12 protein-coding genes are annotated in these 19,080 nt (G+C 50.8%); 8 read left to right on the top strand and 4 right to left on the bottom strand.

The features are described from left to right. Nucleotides 1-18 precede the first annotated feature (18 nt). From HMPREF0636_RS05805 to HMPREF0636_RS05775, 7 genes are all read left to right on the top strand, one after another. Nucleotides 19-1,656 carry a SusD/RagB family nutrient-binding outer membrane lipoprotein gene (locus tag HMPREF0636_RS05805; RefSeq protein WP_044169102.1) on the top strand — a complete coding sequence of 546 codons (1,638 nt, stop codon included), beginning with the start codon at nucleotides 19-21 and terminating at the stop codon, nucleotides 1,654-1,656. 19 nt (nucleotides 1,657-1,675) lie between these two features. Beyond that, complete coding sequence (locus HMPREF0636_RS05800) at nucleotides 1,676-2,812, top strand: glycoside hydrolase family 18 (RefSeq protein ID WP_044169101.1); 1,137 nt, start codon at nucleotides 1,676-1,678, stop codon at nucleotides 2,810-2,812. A 21-nt stretch (nucleotides 2,813-2,833) separates the two neighbouring features. Continuing rightward, nucleotides 2,834-4,003: a DUF1735 and LamG domain-containing protein gene (locus tag HMPREF0636_RS05795; protein ID WP_044169100.1), complete on the top strand. Its 1,170-nt coding sequence runs from the start codon at nucleotides 2,834-2,836 to the stop codon at nucleotides 4,001-4,003. 695 nt (nucleotides 4,004-4,698) lie between these two features. After that, complete coding sequence (locus HMPREF0636_RS05790) at nucleotides 4,699-6,453, top strand: ABC transporter ATP-binding protein (protein WP_044169099.1); 1,755 nt, start codon at nucleotides 4,699-4,701, stop codon at nucleotides 6,451-6,453. A 34-nt stretch (nucleotides 6,454-6,487) separates the two neighbouring features. Beyond that, a complete protein-coding gene (locus HMPREF0636_RS05785) occupies nucleotides 6,488-8,206 on the top strand; it encodes an ABC transporter ATP-binding protein (RefSeq protein ID WP_044169098.1) in 1,719 nt (572 codons plus the stop codon). Nucleotides 8,207-8,787: 581 nt separating this feature from the next. Further along, a complete protein-coding gene (locus tag HMPREF0636_RS05780) occupies nucleotides 8,788-9,228 on the top strand; it encodes a PepSY-like domain-containing protein (protein ID WP_044169097.1) in 441 nt (146 codons plus the stop codon). A gap of 150 nt (nucleotides 9,229-9,378) precedes the next feature. Next, entirely contained in the window at nucleotides 9,379-10,002 is a 624-nt protein-coding gene (locus tag HMPREF0636_RS05775) for a superoxide dismutase (RefSeq protein ID WP_044169207.1), read from the top strand. Between the two features lie 91 nt (nucleotides 10,003-10,093). Here the strand turns inward: HMPREF0636_RS05775 and HMPREF0636_RS05770 are convergent, their stop codons facing one another. From HMPREF0636_RS05770 to HMPREF0636_RS05755, 4 genes are all read right to left on the bottom strand, one after another. Next, nucleotides 10,094-11,167 carry a hypothetical protein gene (locus HMPREF0636_RS05770; RefSeq protein ID WP_044169096.1) on the bottom strand — a complete coding sequence of 358 codons (1,074 nt, stop codon included), beginning with the start codon at nucleotides 11,165-11,167 and terminating at the stop codon, nucleotides 10,094-10,096. 27 nt (nucleotides 11,168-11,194) lie between these two features. Beyond that, nucleotides 11,195-11,974: a hypothetical protein gene (locus HMPREF0636_RS08250; protein WP_052328769.1), complete on the bottom strand. Its 780-nt coding sequence runs from the start codon at nucleotides 11,972-11,974 to the stop codon at nucleotides 11,195-11,197. 57 nt (nucleotides 11,975-12,031) lie between these two features. Then, entirely contained in the window at nucleotides 12,032-14,440 is a 2,409-nt protein-coding gene (locus tag HMPREF0636_RS05760; RefSeq protein ID WP_248616886.1) for a TonB-dependent receptor, read from the bottom strand. A gap of 166 nt (nucleotides 14,441-14,606) precedes the next feature. Beyond that, nucleotides 14,607-14,948, bottom strand: a complete 342-nt coding sequence (locus HMPREF0636_RS05755) for a hypothetical protein (RefSeq protein ID WP_005468490.1) — start codon at nucleotides 14,946-14,948, stop codon at nucleotides 14,607-14,609. 813 nt (nucleotides 14,949-15,761) lie between these two features. On the opposite strand from HMPREF0636_RS05755, the gene HMPREF0636_RS05750 reads away from it, so the two are divergent. Further along, the gene (locus tag HMPREF0636_RS05750; protein WP_044169095.1) at nucleotides 15,762-19,073 is read left to right on the top strand and encodes a glycosyltransferase family 117 protein; all 3,312 of its coding nucleotides are present in this window, start codon (nucleotides 15,762-15,764) and stop codon (nucleotides 19,071-19,073) included. Nucleotides 19,074-19,080: the final 7 nt, after the last annotated feature.

Below are 19,080 nucleotides of genomic sequence, written 5' to 3'. Positions count from 1 at the left end.
TAGAAAGAATTTCGCTCTATGAAACTAAAGAAATATATCCTCCCAGCTCTCGCTCTCGTAAGCCTTGCCTCCTGCAACCAAGAGGAAGTCAATACAGATCGTCTGGGGGTAACGAAGGAAGAACTCCTGCGCGATGGACTCTCTTATGGAGCTCCGCTTCTGACTATGCAACTTAAGGTCGTCCCTGTTGGGGCTCCATCTGAGACTACTGGTCCAGGGAATGACCTTGCCGCTACAGACCTCTATTCCTCGGGTAACTATATCGGCTACTTTGGGAATAATAACAACTGGAACTTCAACATTGAGTCGAACTGGAACTTCGGTAACGGGGGGCGAATGAAGTACATTTACGAGGTGCTGTATTCTAACTTCGCAGCCTCCTATCGAGAACTCAAGCAAGCTCTCGAGGGCTCTACTGGCTCCTATGAGAAGCAAGTCCTAGCAATTGCTAATACAATGAAGGTGCTTGCTTGGACACGTGCGACCGATGGCTTTGGCCCAATCGTCTATACAACCGCAGGTGATGGTAATATCACTCCTACGCCAGACGCTCAGTCAGTGGTTTACCGTGAGATGCTCAAGGAGCTCTATGAGCAAGCTAAAATCCTCTCTCAGGGTGGTGCGAATGTTGCCTCACGATATGACCTGATCTATAATGGTGATGCTCGTAAGTGGGCAAAGCTTGCTAACTCACTGATGCTTCGATTGGCTGTACGTGTTCACTTTAAGGATCCCAATCTTGCACAAGAGTACATTGCCAAAGCCCAGGAGAATGGTGGTCCGATTAAGGATATTGCTGATCAGGCAGCTCTCAAAAGCAGTGCTAAGCAACCACTACTCAACCCTTACCTTGCAGCCATTGGTTACAATGAGACACGTATGGGGGCTACGATTTGGTCTTACCTAAAGGGTTATGATGATACCCGTATCGCAAAGTACTTCGTCGGCGTAGCTAAAATTTGGCTACCTGAGTATTATCCGATTGCACCAGAGTATACCCTGCCACGTAGTGATAATGGTGGAGCTGCTGATGCCTCTAAGCCAAACACTGATGAGGCAACGAATATCTTCTGGTTCCGTGCATCTGAGACTTCATTCCTCTTGGCTGAGGCCTCACTCTATGGCCTAACATCAGGTGATACAAAGGCTCTCTATGAGGAAGGTGTACGCAAGTCCTTTGAGGAGCAAGGGGCCGCGCTTGGAGCATACCTCTCCTCCACAAGTAAGCCTCGTCCATACAACAGCTCTACTGTCAGCCCTGTATATCCTGCTGGTTACTCTGATGATATTTCGGAAGGTAATGTGTCTCCAAGCTGGGATGATACATCGGGTACAGCTGATGAAGTGAAGGAACAACAGCTGCAGAAGATCATTACCCAGAAGTACCTTGCTCTTTACCCTAATTCGGTAGAGGCTTGGACGGAATATCGTCGTACCGGCTATCCTTTCATCATGAAGCCTGCTGATAGGGCTGCAGCTGGACGTATCGATGCTCCTGCTGACGCCCGTGCACCAGAGCGTTTTGTTTTCTCTGATCAATCCTATACGACAAATCCAAGTCTAAAGGTTGTCCCCTCTCTATTAGGTGGTCCAGACAAGGGAAGTACAAAGCTCTGGTGGGTGCGTGACAATCGCCCTAAGCAGCCGAACAACTAGAAATAAGACAAGTTAAATCATGAAGCTGACAAATCATATACTCGTAGCTGTGGCTACGATCACTTTTGCCTCTTGTGCAAAGTGGACTGAACCCGAGCGCAAGACCTTCCCTGAGCATCAGGGACCGATTGAGCGTATCACCCCAGAGAAGCCCAAGGTGGAGCTTCCTCTCATCGACATACGTACCGAGGATCAGCTCTCCGACAAGCAGCGCGAATACTTTGCTAAGGTACGTGAGGAGCGTAAGAAGCCTCATGTAAGAGGGTTCGGCTGGTATGGGAACTGGACAGGGCTTGGTAAAGACCCCATGAAGCAATTAAAGATGCTTCCTGATGGTGTTGATTTTGTCTCCATTTGGGGTACACGTCCTCCCCTGACCAAGGCGCAGCAGGAAGACTTGAAGTTTTTCCAAAAGGTCAATGGAGGGAAGGCATTACTCTGCTGGATTGTCCAAGACCTAGGTGGTCCACTCACCCCTGTCGAATATAAGGGGCGAGAACAGGAATATTGGCTGAATGTCAAGGGTGGTGGAGACAAGGTCGCTGCTGCACGTGCCTATGCCAATGCGCTGTGTGACTCGATCGAGAAGTATAACTTTGACGGTTTTGATATCGACTACGAGCCTAACTATGGACACTCAGGTAACCTCGCCAATTCCTCGACGATCTCTCCTGATGGTAATAAAGCCATGTACGAGTTTGTCAAAACAATGTATGACCGCCTTCATCCCAAGGGTCGTATGCTGGTCTTCGATGGTGAGCCTTATTGTCTTTCCACTGAGGCTTCTAAGATGATAGACTTCTATATCTATCAAGCCTATTACGAAAGTAGTCCCTCAGACGTGCTGAATAAGATCAGACGTTCACACCTTGATAAGTGGCAATCGAAGACAATCATCACGGTTGAGTTCGAGAAGTTCTGGAAAAATGGAGGTCTACCTGGCTACAGCACAAATGATCCAGTTATCCAAAATATGCCTGGTGGGCATCAGCTCACAGACTATGGTGTTCTTGACCTCCCCAATGGAAACCGTATCGCAGGTATTGGGACTTATCATATGGAATATGACAAGAGTAACAATCTGCCTTACCGATGGCTTCGTCAGGCTCTTGAGTATGCCAATAAGACAAAGCCTGGTAAGTTCGAGAACGAATAATGAGCTAGTAAAGAGAAAATCATGAAGCAACTAGTATATGCGCTCTTTGCGTCAGCTCTACTGGTGAGCTGCCAAAACGAGCTTTATAAGGATAACGCAGGTCAGTTTGAGACGGCTCAAGGGGTCTATGTACCCAAGGAAACAGGTTCGGCTCAGCTCTTCCTTGCGGATGGAGCAAATGAGACTAACACGGCTCTGCGTGTGGCACTTGCTAAGCCCCAGGGCTCTGCTGTAAAGGTTACCATTCGCTCGGGAGGGAAGGCTCAGCTTGACCGTTATAATAAGGAGAACAACACGAACTTTGTACTCCTGCCTGAGTCAATGTATGAGCTCCCAAGTGAACTGACCTTCGCTCCCAATCAGACGCACCTGTCTATCCCAGTTAAGATTAAGGGGCTCCAGTTCTCAGGTGGCACGTATGCCCTTCCTTTGGAGATTGTCTCAAGCGATAGCAAGATTATCAATTCTCAGAAGGAAGCTTACCTCTTTATTAACCAGATTACGTTGACGAAAGTCTGGAAGTCAGGTGGTAGTGAGATTGTCTCGATGTTCCCCGAGACGGTTTCTACGGGTACTTGGACGTACGAGGCAATGGTTCGCCGTAGTGCTTATAGCCAGAATAATAGATCTGTCTTCGGTAGTAAGACGGATGGTGGTGTCAACCACGAAATCTATATTCGCTTTGGTGATGTGACCATTCAGACCAATCAGCTACAGATAAAGACTGCCGGTGGACAGATTGATATACCAGCTGATAAGCTTTCTGCCAAGCCCAACGAGTGGTACATGCTCTCCTTCGTCTATGACAATACCAATGTTATTGTCTACGTAAATGGCGTTGAGGTTGCACGTGACCAGATTCGTCCCGGTGAGGTATACACGATGAAGGGTGTCTGGATCGGTGGCGCGAATGAGCTGGTGCGTGAGGTGCGTATCTATAAATCTGCTCGTACGGCTGAACAGATTAAGGCTTCGGTCTGGAAGATGGTCGATCCTAATGACGAAAACCTCATTTGCTACTTCCCTCTCAATGGTAAGAAGCGTGATGCCAGTACCGGTGTTATTACCGAGGATGAAACGGGCATTTGGGATTGGTCTAAGAATGGCTATCATATTACCGACAAGAAGGGATCAACCTTCGTAGATGATAATGGTAAGCCCTTCCGCTTCCCACTTGAGGACGGCAAGTAGTTCTTTCTCTTTGTTGAGCGTCTTTACATAAGAAGCCCAACATCTCTAGTCCCCTTGCTTGAGGGGATGGCATGAAGTAGCCCCTAGGTACCCTAGTACCTAGGGGCTACTTTGTTTGGATATGCTTCCTTTTCCCTCAATCACTCATGTTTACTTGTGCCAATATCCCTGTTTAGTCATCTGTAAACCAGGCTGATATGAATGTGTGAGGATGCCTCTAAACGACTTACCATAACTCGTCGCAGCGAGTTGTGGTAAGTCGTTTAAATGAGTTATGGTAAGTCATTACGGCGAGTTATGGCAAGTCGTTTTGCCCCTCTCGAAAAGCCCCTATTTAGGCACATTTACAAAGGGTAGTAACCGAATAAAGAAGGAGAGAGAATTAAATGACAATGAGCGACTATTTCCTATGCACCGAGCTTGCATCATAGTGGTTACGTACATGGGATCTCGTATGACACTATGCATACAGCAAATACCCACATATATGTATCTAATGAACTAGAGGAAGAAGCATCCCCCAAGGTAGGAGGGGAGAAGGTGAGACTAAACACAACTTGCACATCGTTCAAAGAGGCTTATAAAGAGGCGATTAATGCTTGGTAATAGTAGCTGGCTTTCTTACCTTTGCCCCCAGAGCTAGGTAGGTATCAGGAAGTCCCCGAAGGACATACCTAGCCAAAAATAAATACAGTATGATGGATATACTCAAACGCTTCAAAGACTATATGCAGGGCAGGACGAGCCTACTACCCATCTCTCTCATCCTCTCTGCTCTGAGTGGAGTACTTTCACTTCTCCCCTACTTCTTCATTTGGCTGATTATCCGTACACTCCTCAGTGGGAGCGTGGAGTATACCCATGTGATGCGCTACGCACTGTGGGCACTCGCAACAGCTGTGGGAAGTCTCGTTTGCTACTTTGCCTCGGGGATGCTATCACATCTAGCAGCCTTCCGTGTGGAGGTAAACATGCGTAGACGTGCCATGCACTCACTCCTCGCTCTGCCATTAGGTTTCTTTGACGGGCAGAGTGGAGGGCGGATACGCAAGGTGATTGATGAGAATGCCTCAGAGACGCACACCTTCATCGCTCATATCCTACCAGACCTAGTGGGCAGTATCCTAGCTCCTGTCTTAGTTTTCATTCTGATCTTTGTCTTCGACTGGAGGCTAGGGCTAGCATGTCTCATACCAATCCTACTGGCATTCCTTACGATAGCCACAATGATGAAAGCCGAGACAAATACCTTCCAAAAGCAGTACCTTGCTGCTCTGGAGGTAATCAGTGGTGAGGCTGTGGAATATGTACGAGGGATCCCTGTAGTTAAGGTCTTCCAGCAGACGGTCTATTCGTTTAAACGATTTTATGACAGCATAATTAATTACCGAGACCTAGTCACCCAGTACACAAAGAGTCTAAGGGTGAGGATGCAGCTCTATCAGACATTTATTCATGCTCTTCCTTTCTTCCTCGTCCCGACAGCAATGCTTATCATCCATCACGGAGGAGACTATGGAGGGACAATCTCTGACACGCTACTCTATATCCTCATCACCCCAATCCTTACGGGGAGTGTCATGAAGATCATGAACCTACAGTATTCGCTCTATAATGCGGGGCAAGCCATCGACCGCATGGAGAGCCTAACACAAGGTACGGAGCCTCTATCTTACCCCAAGGTTACATCTCTCCCCAAGCAACATGACCTACGTTTTGAGCATGTTTCATTTCGCTATCCTGGAGCAAGCGAAGACACCCTGCGAGACATCAGCTTCCATATCCCTGAGGGGAAAACATTTGCTCTTGTAGGACCCTCTGGCGGAGGAAAGACGACAATTGCACGGTTAGTTCCTCGCTTCTGGGACGTAGCAGAAGGCACAATCTCTATCGGAGGTGTGGATGTAAGGGATATGGCCAAGACAGAACTCATGCGGGAGGTATCCTTTGCCTTCCAAGATGCACGCCTCTTTAAAACCACACTGAGGGATAACATTGTCTACGGGTCTACACACACTACAGAGGAGGACATCCATCGGGTACTTCGTCTTGCCCAGTGCCAGAGCTTCGTAGAGCAACTACCCAAAGGACTCCAAACACAGATAGGGGGCAAGGACGGAGTATATCTCTCAGGGGGAGAACAGCAGCGTATAGCACTAGCTCGTGTCCTACTGAAGGATGCACCTATCGTTATCCTCGATGAAGCTACAGCCTTCGCAGACCCAGAGAATGAAGCTTTAATCCAACAAGCGCTCACCGAACTCATGCGAGGGAAAACAGCACTCATGATTGCACATCGCTTGACAACGATCCAGCATATAGACCATATCCTTGTCATTGACAAGGGTTGTATCGCAGAGCAAGGTACACATGACGAACTTCTCGCCCAAGGTGGACTCTATGCCCATATGTGGGCTGAGTACCACAAAGCAGTGGCATGGAATATCTAAGCTGACATATTCACCTCTATTTCTATTACGTCTTATGACTTTCCTTCAACATCGCCTCGCCCTTTCACCCTCTGGGGAGAGGGACTTCAAGCGAGGTGTACTCTATACGACGTTACTCAACATTGCCTTTATCCTCCCCATCACCTTTATCTTCCTTTTCCTCTCAGATTACCTCCGTCCACTACTGGGCATGGGCGAGCCGACATATAGCTGGACGCTCTATGCAGGGCTAGCTATCGCTTTCTCTGTCATACTCTATATACTCAGTGGACTACAATACAAGAGTACCTTCGAGGCTGTCTATAACGAGAGTGCAAACCGTAGAATACGAGTGGCGGAGAAGCTCCGTCGCCTCCCGCTTGCCTTCTTCGGACAACATGACCTCTCCGACCTCACTTCGACAGTGATGGCTGACAATACCGAGCTAGAGCATACCTTCTCTCATGCTGTGCCTCAACTCTTTGCTGCGGTCATTAGTGTTCTCCTCATAGCTCTCGGACTCTTCTTCTATGATTGGCGATTAGCTCTCTCGATCTTCTGGGTCGTACCTCTTGCACTTGTCGTTATTCTCTTTGCTAGGAGGCTGGTCGCCCAGCGCTTTGTAGAGAACTATCAGCTCAAGCGCCGTGTGACGGAGGATATCCAACAAGGCATCGAGAACATTAGGGAGATCAAAGCTTACAATGGGGAAGAGGCATACCTGCGAGATCTCAATCTCTCACTCATAGCCCTAGAGAAGGAGATGGTTCGCGATGAGCTTACGGGGAGTGTGCTGATCAATACCTCTGTAGCTCTACTCAAGCTAGGCCTCGTCTCTGTCATCATTACGGGGATTACCCTCCTAGAGACAGGTAAGGTAGACCTGATGACGTACCTCATCTTCCTCGTCTTTGGTGCTGGGGTATATGCTCCCGTGGAGGAGGTATTCAATTACTCCATCCTCCTCAGCTACCTCGATGTACGTATCAAGCGTATGCGCGAGATAGAGGAGATGCCTACACAGATAGGGAAGACCGACTACACACTCCGTAGCTATGATATTACCTTCTCTCATGTGGACTTCTCTTACGAGGAAGGCAAGCAGGTACTTCGAGATATATCCTTTACTGCCAAGCAAGGCGAGATCACGGCACTTGTAGGTCCTTCGGGTGGAGGAAAGAGTACAATTGCAAAGCTTGCTGCCCGCTTCTGGGATATTGATAATGGTCTGATTACTCTGGGAGGAGAAGACATTTCGAAGATTGATCCCGAAGCCCTACTTAGCCACTTCGCTATTGTCTTTCAGGACGTGGTACTTTTCAACACATCAGTACTGGAGAACATCCGTATCGGGAGGCAAAGTGCTACAGACGAAGAGGTGAGGGAAGCCGCTCGACTAGCTCGTTGCGAAGACTTCATCACCCGCCTACCTGACGGCTACGAGACTGTAATCGGGGAGAATGGGCAGAAGCTCTCTGGAGGTGAAAGACAGCGTATCAGCATTGCACGAGCCTTGCTGAAGAATGCCCCTGTCATCCTCTTAGATGAAGCCACGGCAAGCCTCGATGTAGAGAATGAGACGTTGATGCAAGAAGGCATCAGCGAACTAGTGAAGGATAAGACCGTACTAATCATAGCTCATCGTATGCGTACCATCCGTAGAGCCAACCAAGTGGTTGTGCTACGAGATGGTGCAGTCTCCGAGTGTGGTACTCCCGATGATTTGCTAGCTCGCCACGGCGATTTTGCCTCGCTTGTCGAGAGACAGTCCTAAGAAATAATACAACAAGCCAAGAGCGGCAGGCATGGGTGCATGCAATTAGACACTTGATGATGTATTAACACGCATTCGGCACATTAGGTATAGCCACTCTACGTAGCGTTGAAGTAGCTATTCGGTTAAGCTCATCTACACAGTCCATAGACTAAGATGACGCCCTATGATGGCTGCTTCTTCGCTCTTTTCTTTTTAGCTCTCCTCCCTCCTCCGTATACCTTATTCCTCTACCCTTCACAAACACCCTAAATACGAGGCTTGTGAAGAGGCGATAACAACTTACCATAACTCGTCTAAACGAGTTACCACAACTCGCTTCGAGGACTTACTATAATTCGCTGAAGCAAGTTACCACAACTCTCTGTAACGACTTATGGTAACTCGTCATCACTAATTTTTCATCCTTCGTATTTCATTCAGTATAAGCTCGATACAAGCCACATCTGAAAGGGTTGATGAACTCATGCCCAAATACACGCATACACTGAGAATAAACTGGTGTAAAACAACCTTTTCTCCTTACCGCTGGTTATAAAGGTAGTTTCGTATTTTATAAACTACATAGATTCACATTCATTATGAAGAGATTCTTGGCCTTTGCCCTCGCGTTCCTCGCCCTGTCGGTGACGACACTCCGAGCAGATAACGATCGCATCATCGAGTTCAATGAGCTCCCTAAAGCTGCACAGCAGTTTGTGACCAAGTACTTCGCTGGCCGTAGCGCTGTCCTAGTCAAGCTGGATCGCGACTTTCTGTCCACGACCTACGAGGTAACTCTCTCCGATGGTACAGAAATAGATTTCAACTCCAATGGTCTGTGGAAGGATGTCGATGCTAAGTACAACACTATGCCCCTTGGCTTCATCCCAGCCCAGATTACCAAGACCCTCAATGCTCGCCATGCTGGTGACCCCATCAAGCAGATCGAGCGTAAGGGACGAGGATATAAGGTAGAGCTGAGCTCAGGGCTGGAGGCGTACTTCAACGCTAAGCTACAGCTCGTCCGCTACGACGACTAACCCACTATTACAATGAAAAGACGAAGCATCATCCCGCTGACCCTCCTAACCCTTTCCCTACTCTCTACCCCTATGCTCTCGGCACAGGAGGGGGGTAAGGTAAGTAGTGAGGCAGGGCTTCAGCCCCGCACAGCTGCCCTCCAGCAGGGCATGGCAGACGGCGCAGTCCACCAGCTCATTGCACTACCCTATGCAACGAACGCCCTTGAGCCTGTGATCAGCGAGCGTACGGTGAAGCTACACCATGGCAAGCACTTAGCTGGCTATGTCTCGAAGCTAAACCAGCTACTCGTTGAGAATAAGATCATGGAGCGGGATCTGGTGAAGCTGGTGAAGTTCGCTAGTGGTTCGGTCTTTGACAATGCTGGTCAGCTACTGAACCACAACCTGTACTTCACGCAGTTCAAACCTGCCAATATGAAACAGATCGAGGAGCCGAAGGGTGCCCTGGCTGAGGCTATTAAACGTAGCTTTGGGAGCTTCGAGAAGTTTCGTGAGCGGTTTGAGAAGGCTGGTACTTCGATTTTCGGATCCGGCTGGTTGTGGCTAGCAGCAAATGAGCATGGTAGCCTCTATATCGACAAGGAGCCTAATGGGGGCAACCCTGTCACGATTGGCCTTATCCCTATCCTCGGGATAGATGTCTGGGAGCACGCCTACTACCTCGACTACGAGAATAGACGTGCCGAGCATCTCAAGCAGATCTGGCATATCATTGACTGGGAGGTAGTCAGCCGTCGCTACGAGGAGCGTGCGAGCTTCTTCTCAAAGTAAGCAACCACTCTCCATCATACCATATAAGTAACAGGGCTATCCACGAGAAGTGGATAGCCCTGTTACTTATATCCTTATCGGAGGGAGGGGGCTAGAAGTAGCCCTCGGGATCGTTGTTATGCTTGTAGCTCTTGTAGTAGCGGAAGAAGTCGAGCGAGACGCTCTCCCAGTCCTTAGCACCAAGGAGCTTCACGATACGTAATGCATATACCTTGTTCTTATCCGATAGCTTCTCGAAGGGGTATGGCTCTGGCTTAATATTTTCCTTCTCGTTATCGGGAGCTGCATCTACCCTGCGGTCGTAGTCTGTACTGATGTAGGAGACAACCTCGTCCTGGAAGTCCTTGGAGGCATAGACATTCATTGGCAGACTCATGTGGAGGAGCTGCTTCCCTGACTTAACCGTAGCATTAGGCGCATAGAAGGGAGAGGCCTTACCCTCCTCTAGCTTCCCCTTGGGGCTGTGCCACAGGTCGATGTTCAGCGTGAACTGACTGATTGTAGGATTCTGGAAGTACCCCTTGATACCAATGGGCTCTGTGTCCTTGAGGAAGTAGTAGAGCTTATTCCCCTTGTCATCCTGGGGGCTCTTGCTCGCAGACTTGTTCCATACGTTCGTATCGCAGTAGACATACTTGAGTATGCTGGTAGGGTTGCTTGCGTCGAAGCTAATACTCTTACCATCGAAGTCCTTAGCCTCCGTGGGGTAGAAGAAGAACTGATAGTAGGGGCGGTTAGCCTCGGAGGCATACTGATCGTTGATGAGCTCTCCCTTAGCATTGTAGAGGTAAATGATGGCTCCATAGTCAGGCGCTGCAGAGGTGGGGTCGTTGGCGTCGTATTGCTGGACTTGGTAGCCGATGAAGTCTGTATAGGGAGCATCACTGGAGAGCACCCACTGGTCCCCATTCTTGACGAAGGTATATTCCTGTCGGTCGTAGATATTCCGATACGTGAACGTACCCCCTGATGGGACATAGTGGAAGACCTTCGTGCCGTGCAGGTGCCCATTGCTCAGTGTGATGCGCACCTTGGCTATCTCGTCTATCGTAGTCTGTTTATTGTCTGGCTTGGGGATGACGGGCTCATCCTTTCGGCATGAGGTGAGGGCAAAGGCGCAAGCCATGAGGCCTAGAGAGAAGGCCTTTATGATACGTGTTCTCATCTTGTTGCTAGTTGTTTGGGTGGATACTTAGTTAGCTTTTATAGTGAAGTCTATATTCATATTGATGTCCGTGTCGGCACCAGGTGTGACAGAAGTATGGAAGGGGAGCACACTACCATCCTTAAACTTCGTTCCGTAGAAGTGCGCTAGCGTGATGACCATCTTTAGCTCCTTGGTCTTATCTGTGTCGGTAACCCGAGGACGAACGAACTGAATGAGCCCAGTGAAGCCTACAGGATTACGCTCTTGGTAAGTCGTCCCGTTAGCCTTCTTACGAGTGAAGACATCGCAGTAGGCATACCGGTAGCTCAGCAGGGAGGATGGAGCATAGTCCACCTCATTATTATCACGGACTCTCCATATTTCCTTGAAGAAGTGCTGGTGGCGATTGATCTGCTCATCGGAGATAAGCTGGTCGTTCATGAGCTGCCCCGAGAGGTTCTTGTAGGCGATCTTCAGTAGGTAGACACGATTGGGCGTCTTGGCTGTACTCTCGATGGTGAACTTCTTGGAGTAGCCTGGCCCCTCGATGAAGCGAAGAGTACCCCCACTGTTATCCAAGCCTATCTTCTGTACTGCTTCTGTGGAGAGGTCTACGTCATCGAGGGTCGTCTCGGTGGAGAAGGTCTTACCTGCCTTCAGGGTCGCCTCGGTGAGGGTGAGCTCAGCGTAGGTAGGGTTATCATGCCCCTTGTTCTGCCTTTCGTCTACGGGTGGCTTCGGTGTATTCTTGCCACAGGAGACCAGCGTGCCGGTGAGGGCTAGGGCGAATGCTCCGAGGAGGAGCGGTGCTAGTGTCTTACTCATTGCTTTATTATTGATAAGAGAGTTCTGTCAAAGGAGTGAGGGATAAGCAGGGATCTGCTAGAAGTGCCAGTGCAGAGCGAGACGGACATCCCGCCCGACATCGTGCGAGTAGTAGCGTGCGCGGTTCGTGTACTCCTTGTACTCGGTGTCGAGGAGGTTATCGACACTGAGGGAGAGACTGAGCGACTGCCGCTCCGTCATCTGCTTCGTCACACGAGCCTCGAGCCCGAAGAGATGGTAGGCAGGCGGACTCTGGGTGAGGTCGGTAGCAGGGTCAAAGCGACGCTGACGATCTACGAAGCGGTGCGAGAGCGAGAACTCCCCCGTGTACGAAGAGCCAAAGACCTTGCGCAGACCAAGCTCCTCCGAGATCCTAAGCGCAGGTATGTAGGGATAGTAGCGTCCCGTCTTCATCTCATTCGCCCAGATCATAGAGCCCTGCACACGGGCATAGAGGAGACTAGGGATGAAGAAGTAACGGGCATCGAGGTCGAGCCCACGGAAGAAGGCATCGCTCTGCTTGTAGCGGAAGACGGGATACTGTCCCGCCAGCGTCTCGGCATACTCCTGCGAAGGCTCATCATAGATATAGCCCTTGATCCAATGCAGGTAGCCATCGAGTGTCAGATCCCATCGCTCAGAGTGATGGACGAGGGAGCTCACCCACTTGTAGCCTCGCTCGGAGCGCAGTGTGCGGTCACCATAGACGAAGATAGCAGAGCCGTGCTGGCTACCTAGGCTGTAGAGCTCCTGCACGTGGGGACTGCGCCAGGCGAGTCCGAAGTTGGAGGTTACCTTCCACCCCTGCCCGAGGTGCACGTGTCCACCTAGGCTGTAGGTGAGGTTCAGGAAGGAATGGTCGCCCGAGAAGTATTGGCCTGCGACATCGTAGCCTGCTACGGACATCTGCTGGCCGTCTAGACGCACCCCCAGCTCTGCCCCGAAGTGATCATCCGCATAGCGCTGTAGGGCATAGCCACCCCAGGTACTCTGGGTATAGTTGGGGATAGGAGGTGTGAAGCCCGTACCACTATTGCTGTAGTTATCGACGTACTCGCCATGTACCCCAGCCTCGCTGTCCCAGCGGTGGTAATGCTTGCGCCATGAGGCATCGAGCTGGGTGGAGGAGAGAGAGAGGGAGAGGGTGGGGACATTAGCATAGGCGGTATTACGGCGGATTGCATACTCGTCTCTATTGTCCCGCTGGAGCGAGGCCTGCAGGGTAAAGCGACCGAGGTGGTCGTTCTCCCAGCTCCCCTTGACCTTGCCGAGGTAGTGGACGACATGGTGGTAGGGATTGCTGATACTGCGGGAGAAGGGACGGAAGATGTCGGGCATCCCACGACGCAGGAGCTCCGCCATACCCTCACGGCTACGTAGGTGCCCCGAGGGAAGGAGACCCGTCTTATTCTCATAGCGACTGAAGAGCCCTTCGACACTCCACTCCCCGTGCTTCCAGCCCAGTGCCAGCGAGGTATTGAACTCACGTACACCGGTATTCATCAGCCGATACTTAGCAGAGGAGCGGTCACCAGCATTGGTATAGGAGCCTTGTACTCGGTAGGCTAGGCTACGATCGGAGAGTGTAGCCCCCTCTAGGCGTAGAGAGGTACTCCCCCGATGACCATTGGTAGCATAGGCAGCCCCGACGGCTCCGTGGAGCGACTCCTCGCCGTAGGGTAGACTCGCCTGCTCCATGACGATAGCCCCCGCCATAGCCTCGGCACCATAGCGTACGGCCTCAGCACCCTTAATCACCTGTATGTGGTTATTGCCCTCGACATCCACCTCGGGGGCATGGTCCTCGCCCCACTGCTGTCCAGACTGGCGCACACCATTATTCATGATGAGCACACGATTGCCATACATACCGTGGATGACAGGCTTAGCGGTCGTGGTGCCCGTCTGTAGGCTCGTCACACCGCTGATCTCGGTGAGGAGCGAGGCGAGGTTACGCCCGAGGCTTCGCTCGATCTGCTGGGAGCTGAGGCGACTGACCACGGCATTAGCCGAGACCACACGACGTGTACCCTGCACGGTGACCCCCGTGAGCACACGCTCCTCGCTCGTCATATATAGGGTATAGCTCCCCTCGGTAGGACTCCCTTCGCTACGGCGTAGGGTCTCGAGGGAGACGAAGCCCTCATGATAGCCGAGGGCATGGACATGTAGACCATCCGTCTCATCGGGAGAGAGGGATAGTTTGACCTCGCCAGAGGTGTTAGCCTGATACGTTTGCTTGCCGAGGTGTGCGACAGCCTGTGGGAGGGGCTCCTTCGTGCGGGCATCGAGGATGCGCACGAGGATATTCCTCACCGTTACCTGTGCCCTAGCTGGACTATATAGCCCTAGGAGTAGGACAACGAGCACACATCGGTACCAAAGATGGATACGTGATGAATGATACATGAAAGGATGGATGGAATGACACTCACCGAGGAGCTGTGTGCCATAGAACTGGGACACGACGACGCTCGATAAGGCAGATAGTGACATGGATGAGACGACCCTAGGATAGGGTATTCATACATGTATGTTGTGTATGGAATCGTGATGTGAGACGGAGGAGTTCCATTCCTAGGAACTCACCCTCCACCAGAGAGGCGCATGAAGCCCCTCAAGCGTTCTTGGCTTAGGCTAAGGTATCAGCAGGTGGTGCTCGTAGCTGGGCTAGGCACAGATGGTCACACGACCAGATGCTCTCGAGACGAGAGCTGAGGAGACGCACACCGAGCACTGTGGCGAGCAGTATGACGCCTAGAGTAAGTGCAAGGAAGGGGGTATGGACGAACTGACAGAGCACACAGTCCGTCTGGTCTGCGTGTGTGGTTAGTTCCTGAGAGGTAGATACAGGGACAGCCTGCACATCATCAGCTCGGTGGCTGAAGTCATGCAGGGTAACCATCGCTAGAAGCCCTAGGAAGAGCCCTAGGAAGATGGCAGCTAGTCGTCTCTGATATCCCTTTGAGTGCATTTAGCTCCCGTTTACCAATTATTGCGACAAATATAGTGATTTCTACCAAAGTTTATCCTTTGCTCACAACTCGCATCTTGGTGCCTCGGTAGGCTTTTCTTTCGTTCTTCTCCTCTAGCTGAGCTATAGATTCTTTGCTCATATAACGATGGTGCGGTGGGTTAACGTACGTTACCAGACTAGAGTACTGTGGAGAGACCCTTCTCCACCATCTTCTGCTTCTCCTTCATTCTACTCTCATGGTCTATGGGTCTAATGATCTGTAACAAGATGTCCCAAGTTGTCTTGTGAAAGTGTCTGGTTTATAGTCTGTTGCGGAGGTGTAAAAAACAACAGCAAGCGACTTACCATAACTCGCCGTAACGAGTTATGGTAAGTCGCTTGTACGAGTTGTGGTAAGTGGTCGAAGAGAGTTATGGTAACTCGTTACGGCGAGTTATGGTAAGTCGTTGGAGCCTTTCGCAAAAGCCTCTAGATAGGGAGATTTGGGGAGGGTTAAATGATGAGTGGAGGATGCTCTCGCTGAGCTGGCTCATTGGAGAAGTAATAGATAGGGGGAGGGGAGGCGGAGGTCTATCTATGTGCTTGAGGCGTAAGACAAGAGCCAACGATGCGTTTTAGAGGAAGGAGGAGGTGCAGAGGCTGGGCGTATATGTGGCGTAGGTATAGGTCATGGGTGGGGGTGGAAACGAAGAGGGGTAGGGGGGATGCAGTAGGGTGACGGACAAAGGTATGTTGCTTGTATTGACTATCTTTGTGCACATTTGATCATAGTGAGTCCACTGTTGTGTTGGGCTGATAAGTATAGACTACATGAATTGGAAACAATTTAATCGAGCAAATAACCTCTTGGGATGGGCTATCTTTGCTGTGGCTACCTTGAGCTATTTGCTTACGATTGGTCCCTCGGCGAGCCTCTGGGACTGTGCAGAGTTCATCGCTTGTGTCTTTAAGCTAGAGATTGGGCACCCGCCAGGAGCTCCCTTCTTCATGCTCGTATATAATGTCATCTCACATCTAGGTGGAGGTATCGCACATGTAGCATGGCTTGCTAACGCAACGAGTGCCGTGCTTAGTGGGCTGACAATCCTCTTCCTTTTCTGGACGATTACGCACATGGTGCGGCGAGTGCTGACTCCAGAGGTGCGCTTACTCTCGGGTGGTCTTGCCCCTGAGGGTGAGGTGATGAGCCTTGGACAGGGGATCACGATCCTTGGTGCAGGGCTGGTGGGTAGTTTGGTCTATACCTATTCGGACTCATTTTGGTTCAGCGCAGTAGAGGCGGAGGTATATGCGTTTAGTTCGTTCTTTACGGCTGTGGTCTTCTGGCTGATGTTTAAGTGGGAGGAGCGTAGTCAGAATGAACGCTCTGATCGCTGGCTGGTGCTGATTGCTTACCTCATGGGGCTAAGTATCGGTGTGCACCTGCTGAACTTGCTTTGCCTACCAGCGATGGCCTTGGTTTACTACTATCGTACAGCCAAGACTGCGACACTCAAGGGCGGAGCCTTGGCACTACTGGCATCATTTGCTCTTGTGGGGCTGATGATGTATGGTGTGATACAGGGTGTGCCTAAGCTCGCTGGGAAGTGGGATATGATCTTCGTCAATGGGCTAGGCATGAGCTATAATAGTGGCTTGTATATCTACCTCGTTGTCCTAGCACTCGTCTTGATATGGGGCGTCTACGAGACACAGCAGGCAGTGGCAGGGAGAACCAAGGCTGGGAACCTTCGCCTTCGTCTTTCGCTCGCCCTCTCCTTAATATTGATGGGACTTCCACTCATCGGTGGAGGATTGATTTCCATTGTCCTAACCCTTGTTATCCTAGGCTCCCTCTACTACTATAAGGGGATTACGGCACGTGTGGCACACCTCATACAGATGTGTCTCGTAGCTATTGCCTTCGGCTTCTCTACCTATGGGGTAATCCTCGTGCGTGCGGTAGCTGATCCTCCGATGAATGAGAATGCACCTGCTGATGCCTTCTCGCTACGCTACTACTTGGCACGTGAGCAGTATGGTACTGCCCCCTTGTTTTATGGCCCAACCTTTGCCTCACAAATAAAGTATGGCCCCGATGGCTACCCTGTGATGAAGGAGGGCGAGCCAACCTATGGGCGCATTCATAAGGCTGATGCCAATACCCCTGATGAGTATGTGGTACGCACTAAGAAGGAAGAGCCTGAATACGAGCCCGAAGGGATGATGCTCTTCCCTCGTGTCTATGACCGAGGGCATGCTGCGATGTACAACTCCTGGATGGGACGTGCGGAGGATGATATGACGGTACCCACCTTCGGCGATAACCTCACTTACTTCTTCAACTACCAGGTGAACTACATGTATTGGCGTTACTTCCTCTGGAACTTTGTGGGACGGCAAAACGACCTACAGGGCGACGGAGGACTGCTCCGTGGAGGTGTGATGACGGGTATTCCCTTCATTGACTCGATCTTCTACGGAGATGCTGATACCTGGCCTGAGCAGATGGTTGATAACAAGGGGCATAATGTCTACTATGCTCTTCCTCTCCTTCTTGGCTTGCTTGGTCTCTTCTTCCAGCTAGGCTACGGACGAAAGGGTACGGAGAGCTTTTGGACAACGTTCATGCTCTTCTTCATGACAGGGCTTGCCATCGTACTGTATATCAATCAATATCCTGGTCAACCACGAGAGCGCGACTATTCTTTCGCTGGTTCATTCTATGCCTTCTCTATATGGGTGGGCTTTGGTGTGGCTGCTCTTGGGGTGTTCCTCAGCCGCTTCCTCGATAAGAAGTCGAAACAAGCTAGCTCAGCTAAGGGACAAACCACACAGCCACGTCTTGCTCCGATTTCTCCAGCTACGGCACTCATCGTGACTCTAGTAGGGCTTATCATCCCGATACAGATGGCTGGGCAGAATTGGGATGACCACGACCGATCTGGGCGCACTGTCGCTAGTGATATGGGACATAACTACCTAGAGAGTTGTGACCCAAATGCCATCCTCTTCTGCTTCGGTGATAACGATACCTTCCCCCTGTGGTATGCACAGGAGGTAGAGGGGATACGCACCGATATCCGTACAGTGAACCTCTCTTATCTCGGTGGGGATTGGTATATAGATCAGATGAAGAAGCAGGCCTACGAAGGACAACCATTGCCTATAGGGCTTCTCCCAACCTCATATTACTATTATCACATCTATGCCCTCGTCAATGGACAGGGACAGACCGTACAGACTGTACCTGAGGCTCTAGGCTCTCTTGCCTCAGTGGGCAAGGATGAGCCAGGGCGTATCGCTACACCACACCTCATTCTCCCTGTGGATAGTGCTGCTGTAGCTCAACGCTTCCAGAGCAAATATCCTTCGCTCGTCAGTAGCTTCACGCCCGAGATGGAGCTGTCGCTCTCCGGGAAGAACTATCTCGATATAGGCGGACTGACGGTACTTGACTTGCTAGCTAGCAATAAGTGGGAACGCCCAATCTATTGGGCTATCACCTCTCCCCGCAATATCTTCGCTGGGATGGATCAGCGTATGGTGCAGATGGGGATGGCGTATCAGCTACTCCCTCTGAAGCAAGTCTCCGACAGCTCAGGGCGTGCCTTGAGCTATGGGATTGGTGATCTAGACCGTATGTACGAGCTGGTGATGACAAAGTTCCGCTGGTGTGGAGCAGATCAGGTTGGGACGTACTTTGACGAGAATGCTCGAGGCATCGTCGCCACACTACGTAATCAGATCTTTACGCCTCTGGCTGAGGGCTTCCTTGATCGAGGAGACAAAGCCAAGGCACAAGAGGTGCTCAGGAAGTGCCTCAGCGTAATCCGTGAGGAGACTGTACCCTACGAGGTGAACTCTGTGTATTTCGCTCGCACACTCTACCGTGCAGGTCTCACGAAGGAGGCCGATCATGTCCTACAAGCTATCACACGCAAGTCGCTGGGGATGCTGGTGTGGATGACTCGCCTCTCACCAGAGAAGCTGGAGCAACTTAGTAGCCACGGAGAGATGCAGGAGGCCTATATGGGCATTAGCTATCCGCTAGATATCGCGAAGGAGTTTGGCTCTACTGCGCTCAAGCATTATGAGGCAGAGATTAACCAGCTCATCCGAGCCCTCGGGGGCGGACGCTAGCGGTACA

Source organism: Porphyromonas catoniae ATCC 51270, assembly GCF_000565015.1.
Taxonomy (GTDB): domain Bacteria; phylum Bacteroidota; class Bacteroidia; order Bacteroidales; family Porphyromonadaceae; genus Porphyromonas; species Porphyromonas catoniae.
Note: the sequence above shows the minus strand (reverse complement) of the source record. Positions and strands in the feature narration are given on the sequence as shown.

Bases quoted from the DNA above. Each gene is read 5' to 3' on its own strand.
- HMPREF0636_RS05780 (WP_044169097.1), top strand. From the start codon at position 8,788: ATGAAGAGATTCTTGGCCTTTGCCCTCGCGTTCCTCGCCCTGTCGGTG.
- HMPREF0636_RS05750 (WP_044169095.1), top strand. From the start codon at position 15,762: ATGAATTGGAAACAATTTAATCGAGCAAATAACCTCTTGGGATGGGCT.
- HMPREF0636_RS05755 (WP_005468490.1), bottom strand. From the start codon at position 14,948: ATGCACTCAAAGGGATATCAGAGACGACTAGCTGCCATCTTCCTAGGG.
- HMPREF0636_RS05795 (WP_044169100.1), top strand. From the start codon at position 2,834: ATGAAGCAACTAGTATATGCGCTCTTTGCGTCAGCTCTACTGGTGAGC.
- HMPREF0636_RS08250 (WP_052328769.1), bottom strand. From the start codon at position 11,974: ATGAGTAAGACACTAGCACCGCTCCTCCTCGGAGCATTCGCCCTAGCC.
- HMPREF0636_RS05790 (WP_044169099.1), top strand. From the start codon at position 4,699: ATGATGGATATACTCAAACGCTTCAAAGACTATATGCAGGGCAGGACG.
- HMPREF0636_RS05805 (WP_044169102.1), top strand. From the start codon at position 19: ATGAAACTAAAGAAATATATCCTCCCAGCTCTCGCTCTCGTAAGCCTT.
- HMPREF0636_RS05800 (WP_044169101.1), top strand. From the start codon at position 1,676: ATGAAGCTGACAAATCATATACTCGTAGCTGTGGCTACGATCACTTTT.
- HMPREF0636_RS05770 (WP_044169096.1), bottom strand. From the start codon at position 11,167: ATGAGAACACGTATCATAAAGGCCTTCTCTCTAGGCCTCATGGCTTGC.
- HMPREF0636_RS05785 (WP_044169098.1), top strand. From the start codon at position 6,488: ATGACTTTCCTTCAACATCGCCTCGCCCTTTCACCCTCTGGGGAGAGG.
- HMPREF0636_RS05775 (WP_044169207.1), top strand. From the start codon at position 9,379: ATGGCAGACGGCGCAGTCCACCAGCTCATTGCACTACCCTATGCAACG.